Raw genomic sequence first — 20071 nt, 5'->3', positions numbered from 1 at the left:
GTTAGTGGTGGCTCACTAGAATGTCCAGTAATCCGACCCCGAGAGCAGGACCCGTGACCCAGACCCAGGACAGCCCGGGCCCGCCCACCACCGTGCGCGGGCAGGCCAAGGCCCGGCGGCGCCAGGACCTCCTGGCCGCCTCCGCCACGCTCTTCGCCGAGCGCGGCTTCGCCGGCGTCTCGATCGACGACATCGGCGCCGCCGCCGGGGTCAGCGGGCCCGCGGTCTACCGGCACTTCCCGAGCAAGCAGGCGGTCCTGGGCGCGATCCTGCTCGAGGTCAGCCACGACCTGCTCGACCGGGGCCGCGAGGTGGTGGCCCGCTCCCCCGATCCGGCCCGGCGGCTGCGGGCGCTGATCTCCTTCCAGGTGGAGTTCGCGCTGCACCGTCCCGCCGTGATCGTGGTGCAGGACCGGGAGCTGCCGAACCTGACCGAGGAGGACCGCCGCGCGGTCCGCGTCCTGCAGCGCGGCTACGTGACGCTGTGGGTGGACGCCCTGCAGGAGCTGGCCCCGGCGCGCGACGTCGCGGAGCTCACCCTGCGCGCCCAGGCCGCCTTCGGGCTCATCAACTCGACCCCCCACTCCCTGCGGAGGGCCCACCGGCTGCGCGCCCCGCAGGACGCGGGGCGGCTCGACGCGGCCCGGGCCGCCCTCGAGGAGATGACCTGGGCCGCTCTGCGCACCGCGTTCGACCCGACCCCCGCCAGCACAGGAGGCACCCCGTGAACGAGACCCCGGCCGGCCGGCCCTTCCCCCCGTCGTTCTACGAGGAGGAGCACGAGGAGTTCCGCGAGGTGGCCCGGGAGTTCACGACCCGCGAGGTGGCCCCGCACTACGCCGCGTGGGACGCCCAGCACCTGATGCCCCGCCGCCTGTGGACGGCCGCCGGGGAGGCGGGCCTGCTCGGCCTCGCCGTGCCGGAGGAGTTCGGCGGCATGGGCCTGACGGACTACCGGTTCCGCGCCGTGCTCGACGAGGAGCTGGTCCGGCAGGGCGCCCTCGGCGTGGCCCTGGCCCTGCACCTGCACGACGACTGGGTGCTGCCCCACCTGCTCGCCCACGGCACCGACGAGCAGAAGCGGCGGTGGCTGCCGCGCATGCTCACGGGGGAGCTCGTCACGTCCGTGGCCTGGACCGAGCCGGGCGCGGGCTCCGACCTGCGCGGGGTGCGCACCCGGGCCGTGCGCGACGGCGAGGAGTGGGTGCTCACCGGTCAGAAGACGTTCATCGGCAACGGGATCAGCGGGGACGCCGCCCTGGTCCTGGCGCGCACGGACGGGGGGACCGCGCGCGCCGGGGAGGACGCCCTCAGCCTGTTCCTGGTGCACAAGGCGGACTCCCCCGGATACGAGACCGGCAAGCAGCTCGACAAGATGGGGGTCAGGGCCTCGGACACCGCCGAGCTGTTCTTCGAGGACGTCCGGGTCCCGGCGGCGAACCTGGTCGGCGCCGAGGGCGGCGGGCTGCGGCAGATCCAGCAGGTGCTGCCGCAGGGGCGGCTGGCGGTCGCCGTGGCCGCGAGCGCCGTCGCCCGCTCGACCCTGGCGGACACCCTCCGGTACACCGGCGAGCGCACGGCCTTCGGCTCCCGGGTGCTGGACTTCCAGCACACCCGGTTCGAGCTCGCGGAGCTGACGGTCGAGGTGGAGGTCGTCGAGGCCTACGTGCAGCGGGCGGTGCACGCGTTCAACGCGGGGGCCCTCGACGTGGTGGGGGCGTCCAAGGCCAAGTACTGGGCCGGCGAGCGGGCGCGCTCCGTCACCGACCGGTGCCTCCAGCTGCACGGCGGCTACGGGTACATCCTCGACTACCCGGTGGCGCAGGCCTATCTCGCGTCCCGGCTGCTGACGATCTTCGGGGGCACCAGCGAGATCCTGCGGGAGACCATCGGGCGGGCCGTGGCCGACGAGGCGTGAGGAGCGCCCCGGTCAGCGCACCTCCAGGGACGCCCGCCCGGCCCGGCGGGCCGCCGGTGCCGCGCCGAGCCGCTGGGACACCTCCCGGGCCGCCGCCACGGTGGCGGCCGCGAGCAGCTCGGCCTGTTCCGGCGTGACCCGGTAGCGGGGCGCGGCGACCATGACGGCCGCCACCAGCTGGTCCCGGTGGTCGCGGACGGCGGCGGCGACCCCGACCTCCTCCACGGAGGTCTTGCCGTAGTTGAGGGCCACCCCGTCCTCGGCGACCTGCCGCAGGGACTCCAGGTAGAGCTCGATGCCCGCCTCGGTGGGATCGGGCAGCTCGACGATCCCGGACAGCAGCAGCGCCCGGACCCGCTCCGGCGGCTGCTCGGCGAGGAAGATCTGCACCGAGGCGCTCAGGGCCGTGTCGTACCGGGTGCCCAGCGGGGTGGTGTGCTTGATCTGCCGCGGGCTGGGGATCTGCTCCACGCACACGGCCTGGTCGCCGTTCCAGACCAGCAGCGCGCTGGTCTCCTGGGTCTGCTCGGTCAGCTCGAGCAGCACGGGGTACGCCACCCGCCGCTCGTCCAGTTCCGCGAGCAGCGGGCCGGCCACGGAGATCAGGCCGAGCCCCAGGCGGTATCGCCGCGTCTGCGGGTCCCGCTCCACCACGTCCTCCCGCTCCAGGGTGGTCAGGAGCCGGGAGACGGTGCTCTTGTGCAGGCCCACGCGCGCCGCGATCTCGGTCACCCCGAGCGTGGGCTCGGCCGCGGAGAAGCACCGCAGCACCCGCAGGGCGTGGGAGACGACGGACGCCGCGCGGGCTTCGCTCGAGGAGGCGCTGGCCGGTGATTCAGTCATAGGACTCTCCATTCTCCTGCACGGGGGCGGGTCCGCCGTGCACGGCCGTCCCGGCGGCGGGGCCGTGTGTCGCGGCCCCGCCGCCCGAAGGCCGTGCGCCGGCGCTCGCACCGCGGGACGGTGGGCACGCCGCGACCGCGGTCAGGGCCACCGTCCCGCGGGCGGGGATCACGGCCGCGCGAGCGCGTCCGGGACCGGCTCCCGTCCGGCGGGCACCGCGGCCGGCCGGGCCGGGGGCTGCGGGACCGCCCGCTCCACCACCGTGGCGTCCCCGCCGCCGGGCGCGTCCGGCGAGGGGTCGTTGACCTCGCGCTCCAGGCGCTCGGTCTCCGGGGTGCGGGTGAGCAGCCGCCGGACCAGGTTCGCGATCATCAACAGGATGACGAAGGAGAACGGGAAGGCCCCGATGATGGTGCCGGTCTGCACCGTGTCCACCACCGCGGTGCCGCCGAGCGTGAGCAGCGTGACCGCCACGGCGGCGATGCTGGCCACGAGCACCACGCGGAAGAGGGGCCCGGCCCTCCGCGGCGCGGAGACGAACTCGGCCAGGGCGTGGGCGCCGGAGTCCAGGGAGGTGACGTAGTAGGTGGCGACGAGCACGGTGGCGACCACGAGCAGCAGCGAGCCGACGACGGGCACGGACTCCAGCATGACGAACAGTCCGCTGGACGTGTCCGCCGCGACCGCCGCGGAGATGCCGCGGTCGCTGCGGTCGTCGTAGTGCAGCGCCGCCGAGCCGATCACGCCGATCCACGCCATCACGATCAGGGAGGGGACCACCGTTACACCGATGACGAACTCACGGATGGTGCGCCCCCGGGAGATGCGGGCGATGAAGCCGGCGACGAACGGGCTGAAGGCGATGACCCAGCACCAGATGAACACGGTCCACCAGCCGTTCCAGCTGTCCTGCCAGGTGGCGATGTCCTGACCCGCGGTCCCCGCGTCGGTCCAGAAGCTCATCGGGAGGAAGTTGGTGAAGAAGGAGCCGAAGGTCTGCGTGATGTTGGAGATGAGGAAGATCGTGGGGCCGAAGACGAACACGGCCACGAGCAGCACGATGCTCAGCACCGAGTTGAGCTCGCTGATCCGCTTCATGCCCTTGTTGATGCCGAAGAACGCGGAGACGGCGGTGAGCCCGCCCAGGCCCAGGATGACCAGCAGCCAGACGCCCGAGCTCGGCGAGAGCCCCGTGAAGGACGCGAGTCCCGAGCTGAACTGCATGGCGGCGAAGCCGAAGGACGTGGCCAGGCCCAGGACGGTGGCGATGATGGCCAGCAGCTCCACGACCACGCCGGCCCCGCGCTGCGACCACTTCGGCAGGATGTCGACCGTGGCCTCGCGGAAGGTGAGGGTCTTGCCGAGGTTGTGGTGGGAGTAGGCGAGGCAGACGGCCACCACGCAGTACATGGCCCAGGCCGTCAGGCCCCAGTGGAAGTAGGACCACACCATGGCGCCCTCGGCCGCGCCGTCCTGTCCCGCGGGCACGACGGGGTTGTCGTCCCGGAGCAGGATGGGCTCGGCGACCGACCAGAAGATGAGGCCGATGCCCTGTCCGCATGCGAAGAGCATCGAGTACCAGGCGAACTTGCCGTGCTCCGGGCGGGCGTCCGGGCCGCCGAGGCGGATCGAGCCGACGCGGCTGACGACCAGCCACACGCACACGGCGACCGCCACGAGCGAGTACAGGATGAACAGCCACGTGAAGTTCCCGGTCACGAAGGTGCGCGCCGTGGAGATGGCCTCGGCGGCGCCGCCCGGGTCCATGGTCACCACCACCAGCACAGCGATGATGAGCAGGGGCGGGAGGACCGTGATGACGAGCCTGTCCAGGGCGGGCAGGTGCCGCCCCCGGAACCGCGGCACGGTCACGGCCTCGGTGGCGGCCGCCGCGGAGGCGTGTGACTTCTTCATGTGTTTCTCACTTCCCGAACTCGCTGGTGACCGCCCGGACGATGCCGGTGCGGACGGTGGAGAGCAGCAGTTCGCCGCGCTGGGCGGTCGCGCCTGCTGGAGAGGAGAGGCACCCGGAGCTCGGGGTGCGAGCGGGGTCCTCGGGGAAAACGTCGTAGGGGGCCAGGTCAGCGGGGGGATGGTCGGGGGCCCGGGACATGTCGACCTTCTCGGGGTGCAGGTGGAGCATCAGCGAGGTCTCGAGGACGCCTCCGTGCTCGATGTCCCAGCCGAGGAAGCCGTCGGGGAAGACGGCCGCCAGGGTCTGCTCGTCGACGAAGTCCCAGTACGAGAGCAGCAGGGCCCGGCTGTCGTCGAGGCCGCCGGCCCGGGCCTCGCGCACCGCGAGGTCGAGTCCTTCGTAGAGGAACTGGTAGTTCTCGAAGTGGCCGTTGACCACCGCGATCCGGCGGACGCCGTGGCGGAAGAACTCCAGGACCACGTCCTTCGTCTGCGTGATGAGGGCCTGGGCCGAGAGACTGGTGGTGCCGGCGCGGTGGTTGCCGCCCCCGGAGCGGGGCTGGGACTTGTAGCCGTAGCAGAAGGCCGGCGCCACGAGGGCGTCGAGGTCCTCCGCCGCAGCCAGGGAGACGGCGCGGGAGAGCATGGCGTCCACGCCCAGCGGCATGTGCGGCCCGTGCTGCTCCGTGGCCCCGGTGGGGATGAGCACCAGCCCCTGACCGGTGGCCACGTACTCCTGGTAGCTGTGGGCGTCGAGGTCTTCGAGCGAACGGGTGGTGACCACCGTGGTCCTTCCGTGCAGTGGATGTGGCGGTGCCGCGGGGTGCGGCTGCGGCAGAGGAGCTGCCGGGGAGGACGGCGGCGGCGCACCGGGGCGCCGCCGCCGTCGTCGTTCCGTGCCTAGGCGGAGATGATGTTGTGCTCGGGGCCGTACGGGAACTTGGTGATGTTCTCCGCGCCGTCCTCGCCGACGACGAGGATGTCGTGCTCGCGGTAGCCCCCGGCGCCCGGCTCGCCTTCCGGGACCGTGATCATCGGCTCCATGGACACGACCATGCCCGGCTCCAGCACGGTGTCGATGTCCTCGCGCAGCTCCAGGCCGGCCTCGCGGCCGTAGTAGTGGCTGAGCACGCCGAAGGAGTGGCCGTAGCCGAAGGTGCGGTTGGCGAGCAGGCCGTGGGAGATGAAGATCTCGTTGAGCTCCGCGGCGATGTCCTTGCACACCGCCCCGGGCTTGATCAGCTCGAGGCCGCGCTCGTGCACCTGGACGTTGATCTCCCACAGCTCGCGCGAGCGGGCGTCCGGCTCGCCGAGGAACAGGGTGCGCTCCAGGGCGGTGTAGTAGCCCGACGTCATCGGGAAGCAGTTCAGGGACAGGATGTCTCCGCGCTGCAGCTTCCGGGTGGTGGCCCAGTTGTGGGCGCCGTCGGTGTTGATCCCGGACTGGAACCACACCCACGTGTCGCGGACCTCCCGGTGCGGGAAGGTGCGGGCGATCTCGTGGACCATGGCCTCGGTGCCGGCCAGTGCGACCTCGTACTCGGTGATGCCCTCGCGGATCGCCGCGCGGATGGCCTCGCCGCCGAGGTCGCCGATGCGGGCGCCGTGCTTGATGACCTCGATCTCCTCGGCGGACTTGATCATGCGCTGGCGCATGGCGTCCTGGGAGACGTCGGTGAGCTCCGCGCCCTCGAACGCGGCCTGGATGCGCCGGCGGGTCAGCAGCGGCAGGGCGTCGTCCTCGACGCCGATCCGCCGGGCCTGCACACCGCGCCGGCGCAGGGCCTCCTGGAGGCCGTAGTAGAAGTTGTCGCGCCGCCAGTCGGTGTAGACGATGTTGTCGCCGTAGCTGGTGCGCCACGGCATGCCGGCGTCGATGTTGGCGGTGACCGTCACGGAGTCGTCGGCGGTGACGACCAGGGCGTAGTTGCGCCCGAACGTGGTGTAGAGGAAGTCCGAGTAGTACTTGATGCCGTGGTAGCTGGTGAGGATGACGGCGTCGAGCTGCTGCTCCGCCATGATCGCCCGCAGGCCGGTGAGACGGCGCTCGAACTCGGCGTCGGAGAAGGTCAGCTGCTCCTTCTGCCCGTTGTGCAGGGTCTTCAGACGCTCGAGCTCGGCGACGGAGGCAGCGGGGGCGGTGATGGGCGAGGTGGTCATGGTCGTCCTTTCGTGGGTGGTGCTGGTGCGGTGTGGGAGGGTCCGCGCCGGGCGGCGCCGACCGGGAAGGGTGGTCGTGGAGGAGCGTCAGCGCTCCAGGGGCTTGCCGCAGGTCTCCCGGGAGAGGGCGACGGCGACGAAGGACACTGCTGCGGCGGCCATCAGGTACCAGGCCGGTGCAAGGTTCGTGGCGAAGGCGGAGATCAGCAGGGTGGCCATGAACGGGGCGGTGCCGCCGAAGACGGCGTTGGACAGGTTGAAGCTGACAGCGAAGCCGCTGTAGCGGATGCGGGTGGGGAACTGTTCGGCGAGGAAGCTCGGGAGGGTGCCGTCGTTGAGGGTCAGCATGGCGCCGAGAACGATCTGGACGAGCAGCACGACCAGGAAGGACCCGGTGTCCAGGAGCATGAACAGCGGCACCGTGAGGAGGATGAAGCTCACGGAGGCGGTCATGAGCATCTTCTTGCGCCCGAACCGGTCCGAGGCCAGTCCGGTGAGGAAGATGAACCCGATGTAGGACAGCAGGGCGATGGAGGTCGCGAGGAAGGACTCGGTCTTGCCGAAGCCGATCTCCTCGGAGAGGTAGGTCGGCATGTAACTGAGCAGGATGTAGAAACCCACGGCGTTGAGCAGTACGGCCCCGCAGGCGCGCAGCAGGGTGGCCCAGTGGTTGCGGAACATGTCGCGCACCGGGGCCGTGATGACTTCGTCCTCCTCGGCCAGCTCCTGGAAGACCGGGGTGTCCTCGAGCTTGGTGCGGATGTAGCGGCCGATCAGGCCCATCGGTGCTGCCAGCAGGAACGGGATCCGCCAGCCCCAGGTGTTCAGCTGGTCGTCGGAGAGCACCGTGGTCAGCCCCGCCACGAACAGGGACCCGAAGAGCAGGCCGGCGGCGGTAGAGGCCGGCACGACGGCCGCGTAGAGCCCGCGACGGCCGGCAGGGGCGTACTCCACGAGGAAGGCCGAGGCCCCGGCGTACTCCCCGGCCGCGGAGAAGCCCTGCACGATGCGCACGACCAGCAGGAGTACCGGCGCGAAGATGCCGATGCTGGCGTAGCCCGGGATCAGGGCGATGCAGAACGTGGCCACCGACATGATCAGGATCGACAGGGACAGTGCGGTGCGCCGGCCGAGCTTGTCGCCGATGTGCCCCCAGACGAATCCGCCGAACGGCCGGACGAAGAAGGAGATGGCGAAGAGCGCGAAGGTCGCCAGCAGGGCCGTCTGAGGGTCCGACTCGGGGAAGAAGACGATGGCGATGGTAGCGGCCAGGTATCCGTAGATGGCGTAGTCGAACCACTCGACGAAGTTGCCGATGAAGCTGGCGGCCACTACGCGGCGCCGGACCGAGGGGTCAGGGCCCCCGATGACCGGGGGGGTCGTCAGCGCCGTCGTGGTGACGTTGCCGTCGGAGGTGTGGGACATGGACATCTCCCGAGAATGATGTGTTGCATTTCTTGCAACAGCGTTGCCTCAATGTAGAGAGTGATGCAGCTCACGGTCAATGGCCGGGACGTTAATACGTGTTACTGCAGGGTCAAATCAGGTAACACAAGGAGACATAGGGCCGACGGTGATGCCAGGTTGGCGCACCGAGGTTGTGTTCAGCGCAACAAAATAGCTCTCAGAGGACCCGCCGCACCTGCTCCTCGAAGTCGCGGATGTGCTCGAGCATGATCGCGGCCGCCTCGTCGCCGCGCCCCTCCAGCACCGCGGTGAGCAGGGCCGTGTGCACGGAGATGTGCTCCTGCAGCTGCGGGATCCGGTCGGCGGCCACGCACCAGATGCGGGTGGCCAGGTTGCCGTAGCGCGTCAGGGTCGTCTCCAGGTGCGCGTTGCCGGCGGCGGCGTAGACGGCCCGGTGGATGGCCACGTCCCAGCGCAGGGTGTCCTCGCGGTCCTCCGCGGCCGGCTCCTCGAGCTGCTCCCGCAGCCGCTCCAGCCGCTCGCGGGCGGCGCCCCCGCGCCGCCCGGCGGCCAGACGGGCGGCCAGCGGCTCGAGCACCTCGCGCACCTGGGAGATCTCGGAGAGGGCCGTGATGTCCACCGTGGTCGCGAACGTGCCCCGGCGCGGATAGGTCACCACGAGGTGCTCCGACTCCAGCCGCTTGAGCGCCTCGCGCAGCGGAGTGCGCCCCACGCCCAGGTCCTCGCTCAGGCGGGCCTCGTTGAGCGGACTGCCGGGCGGGATGTCGAGCAGGATCAACCGGTCCTGCAGTCGAAGGAAGGCCTGGTCGGCCAGGGACCGGCCGCCCGCCGCGGTCTCGTCGGTGTGCTGCAGCATGCGGGCCCTTCCTGCGGCGTGTGTGACGGGGCCGGAGCGCCGGATGACGACGGGACGGGAAGTCATGCTTGACCCGCCGTGCCCCGGGTCACATACTAGACCTGAACAACTGATATATCAGTTGCACACAGATGACTTCCCAGGAGGGCACATGACCGTGCACCAGGACCACCCCCTGTACCAGCCGCTGGCCGAGAGCGACCCCGAGGTCGCCGCGGCCGTCGACGCCGAGCTGCGGCGCCAGCAGTCCACGCTGGAGATGATCGCCTCCGAGAACTTCGCCCCGGTCGCGGTGATGGAGGCCCAGGGCTCGGTGCTGACCAACAAGTACGCCGAGGGCTACCCCGGCCGCCGCTACTACGGCGGCTGCGAGCACGTGGACGTGATCGAGCAGCTGGCCATCGACCGCCTCAAGAACCTGTTCGGCGCCGAGCACGCCAACGTCCAGCCGCACTCCGGGGCCCAGGCCAACGCCGCGGCCATGTCCGCGCTGCTCCAGCCCGGGGACACCATCCTGGGCCTGGACCTCGCCCACGGCGGGCACCTGACGCACGGGATGAAGCTCAACTTCTCCGGCAAGCTCTACCAGGTCGCCGCCTACGGGGTCTCCGAGGACGACCACCGGGTCGACATGGACGAGGTCGCCCGGCTCGCCCGCGAGCACCGCCCGCAGCTCATCATCGCCGGCTGGTCCGCCTACACGAGGCAGCTGGACTTCGCCGCGTTCCGCGCGATCGCCGACGAGGTCGGGGCGTACCTGATGGTCGACATGGCGCACTTCGCCGGGCTCGTCGCCGCCGGGCTGCACCCCAACCCGGTGCCCCACGCCGACGTGGTGACCTCCACGACGCACAAGACGCTCGGCGGCCCGCGCGGCGGGGTGATCCTGTGCAAGCAGGAGCACGCGAAGAAGATCAACTCCGCGGTCTTCCCCGGTCAGCAGGGCGGCCCCTTGGAGCACGTGATCGCCGCCAAGGCCGTGGCCTTCAAGCACGCCGCGGCCGAGGAGTTCACCGACCGCCAGGTGCGCACCCTGGAGGGCGCGAAGATCCTGGCCACCCGGCTGCTGTCCCCGGACGTCATGGCCACCGGGATCAACCTGGTCAGCGGCGGCACCGACGTGCACCTGGTGCTGGTGGACCTGCGGAACTCCGAGCTCGACGGACAGCAGGGCGAGGACCGGCTGCACCGCATCGGGATCACGGTCAACCGCAACGCCGTGCCCTTCGACCCCCGCCCGCCGATGGTCTCCTCCGGTCTGCGGATCGGCACCCCGGCCCTGGCCACCCGCGGCTTCGGGGCCGAGGAGTTCACGGAGGTGGCCGACATCATCGCCCAGGCGCTGATCCAGGAGCTGACCGACGAACTCGCCGAGCAGCTGCGCGACCGCGTCACGGCCCTGGCCGAGGCCTTCCCGCTCTACCCGAACCTGTCCGCCCCTGTCCTGAACGGAGCCCTCTGATGGCTGATCTGCTCCCGGAGCACCCGGACTTCCTGTGGCACAACCCGGACCCGAAGTCCTCCTACGACGCCGTGATCGTCGGCGGCGGCGGGCACGGGCTCGCGACCGCCTACTACCTGGCCAAGAACCACGGCATGACCAACATCGCCGTGCTGGAGCGGGGATGGCTGGCCGGCGGGAACATGGCCCGGAACACCACGATCATCCGCTCCAACTACCTGTGGGACGAGTCCGCGGCGATGTACGAGCACTCCCTGAAGCTCTGGGAGATCCTGCCCGAAGAGCTGGAGTACGACTTCCTCTTCTCCCAGCGCGGGGTGATGAACCTGGCCCACACCCTGGGCGACGTCCGCGAGTCGATGCGCCGGGTCAACGCGAACAAGCTCAACGGCATCGACGCGGAGTGGATCAGCCCGGAGCAGGTCAAGGAGCTGTGCCCGATCATCAACATCGGGGACGACATCCGCTACCCGGTGATGGGGGCGACCTACCAGCCGCGCGCGGGCATCGCCAAGCACGACCACGTCGCCTGGGCGTTCGCCCGCAAGTGCGACGAGATGGGCGTGGACATCATCCAGAACTGCGAGGTCACCGGCTTCGTCAAGGACGGCGACCGGGTGGTGGCAGTGGAGACGTCCCGCGGGCGGATCAACACCGGCAAGGTCGGCCTCTGCGGGGCCGGGCACTCCTCGGTCCTGGCGGAGCTCGCCGGGTTCCGGCTGCCGATCCAGTCCCACCCGCTGCAGGCCCTGGTCTCGGAGCTGCACGAGCCCGTGCACCCGACCGTGGTGATGTCCAACCACGTGCACGTCTACGTCTCCCAGGCCCACAAGGGCGAGCTGGTCATGGGCGCCGGCGTGGACGCCTACAACGGCTACGGCCAGCGGGGTGCCTTCCACGTCATCGAGGAGCAGATGGCGGCAGCGGTGGAGCTCTTCCCGATCTTCGCCCGAGCCCACGTGCTGCGCACGTGGGGCGGCATCGTCGACGTCACCCTGGACGCCTCCCCGATCGTCTCCAAGACTCCCGTGGACCAGATGTACGTCAACTGCGGCTGGGGAACCGGCGGGTTCAAGGGAACCCCCGGCGCCGGCTACTCCTTCGCCCACACCATCGCCCACGACGAGCCCCACCCCCTCAACGAGCCCTTCGCCCTGGAGCGGTTCGAGACCGGGGTCCTCATCGACGAGCACGGCGCCGCCGCCGTGGCCCACTAGGAGGCCGGAACACCATGCTGCTGATCGAGTGCCCCAACTGCGGGCCGCGCGACGAGACCGAGTACCAGTACGGCGGGGAGGCCCACGTGCCCTACCCCGAGGACCCCAGCCGGCTCTCCGACAAGGAGTGGGCGGAGTACCTCTTCTACCGCAACAACCCCAAGGGCCTGATCGCGGAACGGTGGGCGCACGCCGTCGGCTGTCGCCGCTGGTTCAACGTCGTCCGCGACACCGTGACCTATGACATCAAGGCCGTATACAGGATCGACGAGCCCAAGCCCGAGATCGGAGGCGTCAAGTGAGCGCTCAGACCCACCGCCTGCCGGCGCAGCAGAGCGCGCCCGGCAGCATCGACCGCACCACGCCGGTGCACTTCACCGTCGACGGGCAGGAGCACGCCGGATACGCCGGCGACACCCTGGCCTCGGCCCTGCTCGCCGCGGGACGCATCCACTGCGGCGACTCGATGTACCTGGGCCGTCCGCGCGGGATCATGTCCGCCGGCGTGGAGGAGCCCAACGCGCTGGTCAAGGTCGCCGCGCGAACCGGCGCCGATGTCGACGAGTCCATGCTCCCGGCCACCACCGTCGAGCTGACCGACGGGCTGCAGGCGTCCTACCTGCGCGGGCTCGGACAGCTCGACCCCCGCAAGGACGAGGCCGTCTACGACCACAAGCACGTGCACACCGACGTCCTCGTCGTCGGCGCCGGACCCGCCGGTCTGGCCGCGGCCCGCGAGGCCGCGAAGTCAGGGGCCCGGGTCATCCTCATGGACGAGCAGCCGGAGGCCGGAGGCTCCCTGCTGTCGGGCCGCGACGACGTCGTCGACGGCCTGCCCGCCCGCGACTGGGTCGCCCGCACCCTCGCCGCGCTCGAGGCCGAGCCCGAGGTCACGGTCCTGCACCGCACCACGGCGTTCGGCAACTACGACGCCAACTACGTCGTCGCCGTCCAGCGGCGCACCGGCCACCTCGCCGAGGCCCCGGGTCCCGGCGTGTCCCGGGAGCGGATCTGGCACGTGCGGGCGCAGCAGATCGTGCTCGCCACCGGCGCCCACGAGCGGCCGGTCGTCTTCGCCAACAACGACCGCCCCGGCGTCATGCTCGCCGGGTCGGTGCGCACCTACCTCAACCGCTATGCCGTCGCCGCCGGCACGTCGGTGGTCGTGGCCACCACGAACGACTCCGCCTACGACCTCGTGGCCGATCTCGCCGCCGCCGGGGTCCGCGTCGCGGCCGTGGTCGACTCCCGCCCGGAGCTCCACGGCCGGGCCGCCGACATCGCCTCGAGCACCGGGGTGCGCCTGTTCACCGGCAGCGCCGTGGTGGACACCGCCGGCGGCGGCGAGCACGGGCGGATCAGCGCCGTGACGATCAGCGGTCTCGACGGGGCAGGCACCCCTGCCGGTCCCACCACGACCGTGGACACGGATCTGCTCGCCGTCTCGGGCGGGTGGACCCCGGTGGTCCACCTGCACAGCCAGCGGCAGGGGAAGCTGACCTGGGACGAGCGCCTCGCGGCGTTCGTGCCGGGCGCCCCGGTGCGGGACCAGCACACCGCGGGCTCGGTCAACGGCACCACCGACCTGGCGTGGTGCCTCACCGAGGGTGCCCTCGCCGGGGCCGAGGCCGCCGGCCGGGCCGGCTTCGAGACCCAGCCCGAGACCCCGCACGCGGAGAGCGTCGAGTCCTCGCCCGTCCGCCCGCTGTGGCTGGTGCCGGGGCCCGAGGGCGCGTCCGACGACTGGACCCGCCACTTCGTGGACTTCCAGCGCGACCAGACCGTGGCCGATGTGCTGCGCTCCACCGGCGCCGGCATGCGGTCCGTGGAGCACGTCAAGCGCTACACCTCCATCTCCACCGCCAACGACCAGGGCAAGACGTCCGGGGTCAACGCCATCGGCGTCATCGCCGCGGCGCTGAACAGCACCGACGTCGGCGGGATCGGCACCACCACCTACCGCGCCCCCTACACCCCGGTGGCCTTCACGGCCCTGGCCGGACGGCGGCTCGGCCACCTGTTCGACCCGGCGCGGCTGACCTCGGTCCACCCCTGGCACGTGGCCCACGGGGCCCTCTTCGAGGACGTCGGTCAGTGGAAGCGGCCCTGGTACTACCCGCAGGCCGGAGAGGACATGGACACGGCGGTGCTGCGCGAGTGCGCGGCCGTGCGCGAGTCCGTGGGGTTCATGGACGCCACCACCCTGGGCAAGATCGAGATCCGGGGCAAGGACGCCGGGGAGTTCCTCAACCGCGTCTACACCAACGCCTTCAAGAAGCTCAAGCCCGGCATGGGCCGGTACGGGGTCATGTGCACCCCCGACGGGATGGTCTTCGACGACGGCGTGACCCTGCGCCTGGACGAGGACCGGTACTTCATGACCACCACCACGGGTGGCGCGGCCAAGGTCCTGGACTGGCTCGAGGAGTGGTCCCAGACCGAGTGGCCGGAGCTCGACGTCACCTTCACCTCGGTGACGGAGCAGTACACCACCGTCGCCGTCGTCGGCCCGAAGTCCCGGGCCGTCGTCGAGAAGCTCGCCCCCGAGCTGGACCTGTCCAACGAGGCGTTCCCGTTCATGGCCTTCCGCGAGACCGTCCTGGCCTCCGGGGTGCCCGCACGGATCTGCCGGATCTCGTTCTCCGGAGAGCTCGCCTTCGAGATCAACGTCTCCTCCTGGTACGGCCTGTCGGTCTGGGAGTCCGTGGCGGAGGCCGGCGCCGAGTTCGGCATCACGCCCTACGGCACCGAGACCATGCACGTGTTGCGCGCGGAGAAGGCCTTCCCCATCGTGGGCCAGGACACCGACGGCACCGTCACCCCGCAGGACCTGGGGATGGACTGGGTGGTGTCCAAGACCAAGGACTTCATCGGCAGGCGCTCCTACGACCGCCCGTCCGCCACGAGCCCCGACCGCAAGCAGCTGGTCGCAGTCCTGCCGGTGGACCGCACGTTCCGGCTGCCGGAGGGCGCCCAGCTGGTCGAGCACGGCACGCCGATCACGCCGGAGGTCGCCCCCGTGCCGATGGTCGGTCACGTCACCTCCAGCTACCGCAGCGCCGCCCTGGACCGGACCTTCGGGCTCGCCCTGGTCGAGAACGGCCGCAACCGCATCGGTGAGACGCTCCAGGCCCCGCTCGACGGCCGGCTCGTGGACGTCGTCATCGCAGAACCCGTCCTCTACGACCCCGAAGGAGCCCGCCGTGACGGCTGAACAAGTACTGACGGACGCCACCCGGCTGCGCCGCAGCCCGCTGGCCCACCTGGACGAGACGATCCGGGCGGCCACCGTGGCCGGTGAGCGCGGCGTGGCCCTGCGCGAGATCCCCTTCCTGACCATGGTCGGGATCCGGGTGGCGCCCGGCACTCCGGCCGCCGAGGCGGTCGCCGCCGCGGCAGGGATGCCCCTGCCGACCGGCCACGGCCGGGTCACCGGCACCGCCGGAACCACGGCGATCCTGTGGATCGGGCCCGACGAGTTCCTGCTCGTCGGCCCCGAGGGAGCAGGGCCCGCGGAGATCGGCCCCGCGGGGAGCGACCTCCGGGCGGCGGGCACCGACGACGCCGGCACCGCCGCCGGGCTGGCCCGGGCCCTGGGCACCGAGCCCGGGCAGGCCGTGGACCTGTCCGCCAACCGCACCACCCTCGAGCTGTCCGGCCCGTCGGCCCGCGCCGTGCTCGAGAAGAGCTGCCATCTGGACCTGCACCCGCGGGCCTTCGCGGTCGGCACCGCCGTGGCCACGACCCTGGGCCCGGTGCAGGTGCTGCTGTGGCGCACGGAGGAGCTGACGTGGCGGATCATGCCGCGGGCCTCCTTCGCCGAGTACACCGCCCGGTGGCTGCTGGACGGCATGACGGAGTTCGCCTCTCCCGAGGTGCCCTGATGGCCCTGTCCGTCCTGGACCTGTTCTCCGTCGGCATCGGCCCCTCCTCGTCCCACACGGTGGGCCCCATGCGGGCCGCCCGGCTGTTCGCGGAGGGGCTGGCCGGCGACGGCCTCCTCGAGGAGGTCGCCGGGGTCCGGGCCGAGCTGTTCGGCTCCCTGGGCGCAACCGGGCACGGTCACGGTTCGGACAAGGCCGTGATCCTGGGCCTGCAGGGCGCGGACCCGGAGACCGTGGACACCGACACCGCCGACGCCTGGGTGCGCACGAGCACGGAGCGCCGGCAGCTGTGCCTGGCGGGGACCCACCCGGTTCCCTTCGACCGCGCCGAGGACGTCGTCATGCACCGGCGCAGGTCGCTGCCCGCGCACCCCAACGGCATGACGTTCCTCGCGTACGGGGCGGACGGCGAGCCGGTGCGGGAGCGGACCTACTACTCGGTGGGCGGCGGGTTCGTGGTGGACGGTGACGCATCCGGGGCGGACCGCGTCGTCCAGGACACCACCGAGGTGCCGTACCCGTTCACCTCGGGTGACCAGCTGCTCGAGGTCTGCCGCCGCGAGGGCATGAGCATCGCCGAGGTGATGGCCGCCAACGAGCTCTCCTGGCGTCCGGCGGAGGACACCCGGGCGGCGCTGCTGCACATCTGGTCCGTGATGCAGCAGTGCGTGGAGAACGGGTGCACCCGCACGGAGGCCACGCTGCCCGGCGGGCTGAAGGTCCGCCGCCGGGCCCCGGGCCTGCGGGCCCGGCTGCGGGAGGCCGAGGCCGCCGCGACGGCCACGGGCGGACCGGTCTCCGACGCCCTGCACGCCATGGAGTGGATCAACCTCTACGCCCTGGCCGTCAACGAGGAGAACGCCTCCGGCGGGCGGATCGTGACCGCCCCGACCAACGGCGCGGCGGGCATCATCCCCGCGGTGCTGCACTACTACACCCGCTTCCTCGCCGGGGCGGACGAGGACGGGGTGGTGGAGTTCCTGCTCACCGCGGCCGCCGTCGGCATCCTCATCAAGGAGAACGCCTCCATCTCCGGCGCGGAGATGGGCTGCCAGGGCGAGGTGGGCTCGGCCTGCTCCATGGCCGCCGCCGGCCTGTGCGCGGTGCTCGGCGGCACCCCGGAGCAGGTCGAGAACGCCGCCGAGGTCGGCATGGAGCACAACCTCGGGCTGACCTGCGACCCGGTGGGCGGGCTCGTGCAGATCCCGTGCATCGAGCGCAACGCCATCGGGGCCACCAAGGCCGTCAACGCCGCGCGCCTGTCCCTGCACGGCGACGGCGAGCACAAGGTCTCGCTCGACCAGGTCATCAAGACCATGCGCGAGACCGGCAACGACATGAAGATCAAGTACAAGGAGACCTCCCGTGGTGGACTGGCCGTCAACGTCATCGAATGCTGAGCAGCTCCTGCAGCCGCAGGCCGCGTCCGCAGCCCCTCCCGCGACGGAGCTGGTGCTGACCCTCGACTGCCCGGAGAAACCGGGGATCGTGCACGCCGTCAGCGGGGTGCTCCTGGCCCAGGGGTGCAACATCGTCGAGCTCACCCAGTTCGACGACCGGAGGCTCGGCCACTTCTTCATGCGCGTGCACGTCGCCTCGGCCACGGAGGAGGGCCTCGACCCCGAGGCCCTCCGCGCGGACCTGGCCCCGGTGGCCGAGCGCTTCGACATGCGCTGGGAGCTCAGCGAGCACGGGGCGAAGCGGCGGGTGCTGGTGATGGTCTCCAAGTTCGGCCACTGCCTCAACGACCTGCTCTTCCGCGCCCGGACCGGGGACCTGCCCGTGGACATCGTCGCGGTGGTCTCCAACCACCGCGACCACCAGCGCCTCGTCGAGTGGCACGGCATCCCGTTCTTCCACGTGCCCGTCACCCGGGACACCAAGCCCGAGGCCGAGGCCCGGCTGCTGGAGCTCGTGGACCGCTTCGAGGTGGACCTCGTGGTCCTGGCCCGCTACATGCAGGTGCTCAGCGACTCGCTGGCCACCCGGATGGAGGGACGGGTGATCAACATCCACCACTCGTTCCTGCCGTCCTTCAAGGGCGCCAAGCCGTACCACCAGGCCTACGAGCGCGGGGTGAAGACCGTGGGCGCCACAGCGCACTACGTCAACGCCGAGCTGGACGAGGGCCCGATCATCGCGCAGCAGCTCGTGGACGTGGACCACACCTACGGCCCGGAGGACCTCGTGGCCGCGGGGCGGGACACCGAGTGCAAGGCCCTGTCCAACGCCGTGAAGTGGCACTGCGAGGGCCGGGTCATCCTGCACGGCAACCGCACGGTCGTCCTGCGCTGAGCACGCACGACGGAGCGCCGCCCCCGGGGATCCCGGGGGCGGCGCTCCGTCGTGGGTGCTCCGGGACGTCGTGCGTGCTCCGGAACGTCACCCGGGCCGGCCTCCTGCCGGCTCAGTGGCCGCGGTCGATCCACTCCTGCAGGTGGGGGGCCTCCGCGCCGATCGTGGTGGTGTCCCCGTGGCCGGTGAGCACCTCCGTGGTCCCCGGCAGGGTGAGCAGCCGCTCGCGGATGGAGTCGACGATCGTGGGGAAGTCCGACCAGGACCGGCCGGTGGCGCCGGGACCGCCCTGGAAGAGGGTGTCCCCGGAGAACAGCACTCCGCCCTCGCCCAGGTCCGGTGCCCAGAAGCACACCGAGCCCGGCGAGTGGCCCGGGGTGTGCAGCGCGGTGAGGCGCACCCCGCCCACCGAGTAGACGTCACCGTCGCGGATGATGCGGTCGAAGCGGCGGGCGGGGTGGACCTGCTCCCAGAGCATCGTGTCGTCCGGGTGCAGGTGCACCGGTGCCCGCAGCTGCTCGGCGACCTCGACGACGGCGCGGATGTGGTCGTCGTGGCCGTGGGTGAGCAGGATGGCCGCCACTGCCCGGCCGCCGACGGCGTCCACGACCTGCTGCGGGGCGTGGGCCGGGTCGATGACCGCGCACTGCTCGTCGTCGCCCACGATCCACACGTTGTTCTCGACCTCCCAGGTGCCCCCGTCCAGGGAGAACGTCCCCGAGGTCACCAGGTGCTCCACCCGGACCCGGCCCGTGGCGTCCGTGCGCTGCCCCACATCCTGCCGCGCGGTCATCGGGCCGCTCCGGCCGGGGCGGCCACGCCGGGCTGAGCGTCGCCCGTCTGCTCGGCGTCACGCTCCTCCGCACCGGTCGCGGAGCGGTCCAGCTCCACGACGGAGCGCAGGACGGTGCCGGCCTTCATCTTCGCGAAGGCCTCCTCGACGTCGTCCAGGCCGATGCGCTCGGTGACGAACCCGTCGAGGTCCAGCCGGCCGAGCCGGTACTGGTCCACCAGCATCGGGAAGTCCCGGTTCGGCAGGGTGTCGCCGTACCAGGCGGACTTGATGGACCCGCCGCGGCCGAAGACCTCGTCCAGCGGGATCTCCCACGTGGTGCCGGGGGCGGGCACCCCGACCAGCACCATCCGGCCGGCCAGGTCACGGGCCTCGAACGCCTGCTTGAAGGTGGGGGCGATGCCCACGGCGTCGATCACCAGGTCGGCGCCGTTGCCGCCCGTGAGCGCCCGGATCGCCGCCACGGGGTCCTGCTCCTTCGAGTTGACCACGTGAGTGGCGCCGAAATGCTCCGCGGTGGCCAGCTTCTCGTCGTCGAGGTCCACGGCCACGATCGTGGTGGCCCCGGCCAGGGCGGCACCGGCGACCGCGGCCGCCCCGACCCCACCGCAGCCGATCACGGCCACGGACTCCCCGCGCTTCACGGCGCCGGTGTTGAGCACCGCGCCGATGCCGGCCATCACCCCGCACCCGAGCAGCCCGACGGCCGCGTACTGGTGCGGTTCGAGGTCGGCCTCGATCCTGGTGCACTGTCCGGCGGCGACGAGGGTCTTCTCGGCGAACGACCCGATGCCCAGGGCCGGGGTCAGCGGGGTGCCGTCCTCGAGCGTCATCCTCTGGGTGGCGTTGTGGGTGGCGAAGCAGTACCAGGGCTCGCCCCTGCGGCAGGCCCGGCACTGCCCGCACACCGCCCGCCAGTTCAGGATCACGTGGTCGCCCACGGCGACCTCGGTGACCCCTTCCCCGATCGCCGACACCACGCCCGAGGACTCGTGGCCCAGCAGGAACGGGTAGTCGTCGCCCACCCCGCCCTCGACGTAGTGGTGGTCGGTCTGGCACACCCCGCAGGTGAGCACGTCCACCAGTGCCTCGCCCGGCCCCGGGTCCGGGACCAGGATGGTCTCCACACTCACGGGCTGGTTCTTGCCCTTGGACACCACGCCCTTGACCTTGTGCATGCTGGAACTGCCTTTCGTCGTCGTCGGCACCGGTAACGGTGCTCGATCGCAGAAGTCGTACTGGGAAGTCCCGAGGTCGGGACGAAGAGCCGCGGCCGGAGCGGCGCACGCCCCGGCCGCGAC

Annotated in this window: 17 protein-coding genes; 9 read left to right on the top strand and 8 right to left on the bottom strand. The window is 71.5% G+C overall.

Translation table 11 applies throughout. The features are described 5' to 3' along the window. The first annotated feature begins 53 nt into the window (after positions 1-53). Complete coding sequence (locus ACZ2G1_RS14070) at positions 54-728, top strand: TetR/AcrR family transcriptional regulator (RefSeq protein ID WP_470377031.1); 675 nt, start codon at positions 54-56, stop codon at positions 726-728. Next, on the top strand, positions 725-1918 hold the full coding sequence (locus tag ACZ2G1_RS14065) for an acyl-CoA dehydrogenase family protein (RefSeq protein ID WP_470377030.1): 1194 nt from the start codon (positions 725-727) through the stop codon (positions 1916-1918). Before ACZ2G1_RS14070 ends, ACZ2G1_RS14065 begins: the two co-directional genes overlap by 4 nt. 12 nt (positions 1919-1930) lie before the next feature. Here the strand turns inward: ACZ2G1_RS14065 and ACZ2G1_RS14060 are convergent, their stop codons facing one another. The 6 genes from ACZ2G1_RS14060 to ACZ2G1_RS14035 all read right to left on the bottom strand — a co-directional run bounded on the left by ACZ2G1_RS14060 (position 1931) and on the right by ACZ2G1_RS14035 (position 9119). Further along, positions 1931-2761, bottom strand: a complete 831-nt coding sequence (locus tag ACZ2G1_RS14060; RefSeq protein ID WP_081994055.1) for an IclR family transcriptional regulator — start codon at positions 2759-2761, stop codon at positions 1931-1933. A gap of 168 nt (positions 2762-2929) precedes the next feature. Further along, positions 2930-4675: a BCCT family transporter gene (locus ACZ2G1_RS14055; protein WP_035923471.1), complete on the bottom strand. Its 1746-nt coding sequence runs from the start codon at positions 4673-4675 to the stop codon at positions 2930-2932. Positions 4676-4682: 7 nt separating this feature from the next. Then, complete coding sequence (locus ACZ2G1_RS14050) at positions 4683-5459, bottom strand: creatininase (RefSeq protein WP_109221422.1); 777 nt, start codon at positions 5457-5459, stop codon at positions 4683-4685. 116 nt (positions 5460-5575) lie between these two features. Continuing rightward, positions 5576-6835 carry a M24 family metallopeptidase gene (locus ACZ2G1_RS14045; protein ID WP_109221423.1) on the bottom strand — a complete coding sequence of 420 codons (1260 nt, stop codon included), beginning with the start codon at positions 6833-6835 and terminating at the stop codon, positions 5576-5578. Positions 6836-6922: 87 nt separating this feature from the next. After that, entirely contained in the window at positions 6923-8266 is a 1344-nt protein-coding gene (locus tag ACZ2G1_RS14040) for an MFS transporter (RefSeq protein WP_470377029.1), read from the bottom strand. Positions 8267-8459: 193 nt separating this feature from the next. Then, a complete protein-coding gene (locus ACZ2G1_RS14035) occupies positions 8460-9119 on the bottom strand; it encodes a GntR family transcriptional regulator (RefSeq protein WP_470377028.1) in 660 nt (219 codons plus the stop codon). 151 nt (positions 9120-9270) lie between these two features. Here ACZ2G1_RS14035 and glyA point away from each other — a divergent pair, with 151 nt between their 5' ends. Genes glyA through purU form a run of 7 tightly spaced genes read left to right on the top strand, consistent with a single transcriptional unit; the run spans position 9271 to position 17977 of the window. Continuing rightward, positions 9271-10581 carry a serine hydroxymethyltransferase gene (gene glyA, locus ACZ2G1_RS14030; RefSeq protein ID WP_470377027.1) on the top strand — a complete coding sequence of 437 codons (1311 nt, stop codon included), beginning with the start codon at positions 9271-9273 and terminating at the stop codon, positions 10579-10581. Next, positions 10581-11798: a sarcosine oxidase subunit beta family protein gene (locus tag ACZ2G1_RS14025; protein WP_336650342.1), complete on the top strand. Its 1218-nt coding sequence runs from the start codon at positions 10581-10583 to the stop codon at positions 11796-11798. The genes glyA and ACZ2G1_RS14025 overlap by 1 nt, the downstream gene beginning before the upstream one ends. A 14-nt stretch (positions 11799-11812) precedes the next feature. Continuing rightward, a complete protein-coding gene (locus ACZ2G1_RS14020; protein WP_017833539.1) occupies positions 11813-12100 on the top strand; it encodes a sarcosine oxidase subunit delta in 288 nt (95 codons plus the stop codon). Continuing rightward, entirely contained in the window at positions 12097-15012 is a 2916-nt protein-coding gene (locus tag ACZ2G1_RS14015) for a sarcosine oxidase subunit alpha family protein (RefSeq protein WP_470377026.1), read from the top strand. Before ACZ2G1_RS14020 ends, ACZ2G1_RS14015 begins: the two co-directional genes overlap by 4 nt. Then, on the top strand, positions 15002-15682 hold the full coding sequence (locus ACZ2G1_RS14010) for a sarcosine oxidase subunit gamma (protein WP_109221427.1): 681 nt from the start codon (positions 15002-15004) through the stop codon (positions 15680-15682). The genes ACZ2G1_RS14015 and ACZ2G1_RS14010 overlap by 11 nt, the downstream gene beginning before the upstream one ends. After that, the gene (locus ACZ2G1_RS14005) at positions 15682-17082 is read left to right on the top strand and encodes an L-serine ammonia-lyase (protein WP_336650340.1); all 1401 of its coding nucleotides are present in this window, start codon (positions 15682-15684) and stop codon (positions 17080-17082) included. The genes ACZ2G1_RS14010 and ACZ2G1_RS14005 overlap by 1 nt, the downstream gene beginning before the upstream one ends. Positions 17083-17089: 7 nt before the next feature. Continuing rightward, positions 17090-17977 (top strand): formyltetrahydrofolate deformylase, encoded by an 888-nt coding sequence (gene purU, locus ACZ2G1_RS14000; RefSeq protein ID WP_109221642.1) that lies wholly within the window; start codon positions 17090-17092, stop codon positions 17975-17977. 112 nt (positions 17978-18089) lie between these two features. On the opposite strand, the gene ACZ2G1_RS13995 is transcribed toward purU, so the two are convergent. Beyond that, positions 18090-18770, bottom strand: a complete 681-nt coding sequence (locus ACZ2G1_RS13995) for an MBL fold metallo-hydrolase (protein ID WP_109221429.1) — start codon at positions 18768-18770, stop codon at positions 18090-18092. Continuing rightward, complete coding sequence (locus tag ACZ2G1_RS13990) at positions 18767-19948, bottom strand: S-(hydroxymethyl)mycothiol dehydrogenase (protein ID WP_109221430.1); 1182 nt, start codon at positions 19946-19948, stop codon at positions 18767-18769. The genes ACZ2G1_RS13995 and ACZ2G1_RS13990 overlap by 4 nt, the downstream gene beginning before the upstream one ends. Positions 19949-20071: the final 123 nt, after the last annotated feature.

This window comes from Kocuria sp. KKT182, assembly GCF_055635395.1.
This window is presented reverse-complemented; position numbering and strand designations above follow the sequence as displayed.

Bases quoted from the DNA above. Each gene is read 5' to 3' on its own strand.
- ACZ2G1_RS14060 (WP_081994055.1), bottom strand. From the start codon at position 2,761: ATGACTGAATCACCGGCCAGCGCCTCCTCGAGCGAAGCCCGCGCGGCG.
- ACZ2G1_RS14055 (WP_035923471.1), bottom strand. From the start codon at position 4,675: ATGAAGAAGTCACACGCCTCCGCGGCGGCCGCCACCGAGGCCGTGACC.
- ACZ2G1_RS14045 (WP_109221423.1), bottom strand. From the start codon at position 6,835: ATGACCACCTCGCCCATCACCGCCCCCGCTGCCTCCGTCGCCGAGCTC.
- ACZ2G1_RS14040 (WP_470377029.1), bottom strand. From the start codon at position 8,266: ATGTCCATGTCCCACACCTCCGACGGCAACGTCACCACGACGGCGCTG.
- ACZ2G1_RS14035 (WP_470377028.1), bottom strand. From the start codon at position 9,119: ATGCTGCAGCACACCGACGAGACCGCGGCGGGCGGCCGGTCCCTGGCC.
- glyA (WP_470377027.1), top strand. From the start codon at position 9,271: ATGACCGTGCACCAGGACCACCCCCTGTACCAGCCGCTGGCCGAGAGC.
- ACZ2G1_RS14025 (WP_336650342.1), top strand. From the start codon at position 10,581: ATGGCTGATCTGCTCCCGGAGCACCCGGACTTCCTGTGGCACAACCCG.
- ACZ2G1_RS14020 (WP_017833539.1), top strand. From the start codon at position 11,813: ATGCTGCTGATCGAGTGCCCCAACTGCGGGCCGCGCGACGAGACCGAG.
- ACZ2G1_RS14005 (WP_336650340.1), top strand. From the start codon at position 15,682: ATGGCCCTGTCCGTCCTGGACCTGTTCTCCGTCGGCATCGGCCCCTCC.
- ACZ2G1_RS13995 (WP_109221429.1), bottom strand. From the start codon at position 18,770: ATGACCGCGCGGCAGGATGTGGGGCAGCGCACGGACGCCACGGGCCGG.
- ACZ2G1_RS13990 (WP_109221430.1), bottom strand. From the start codon at position 19,948: ATGCACAAGGTCAAGGGCGTGGTGTCCAAGGGCAAGAACCAGCCCGTG.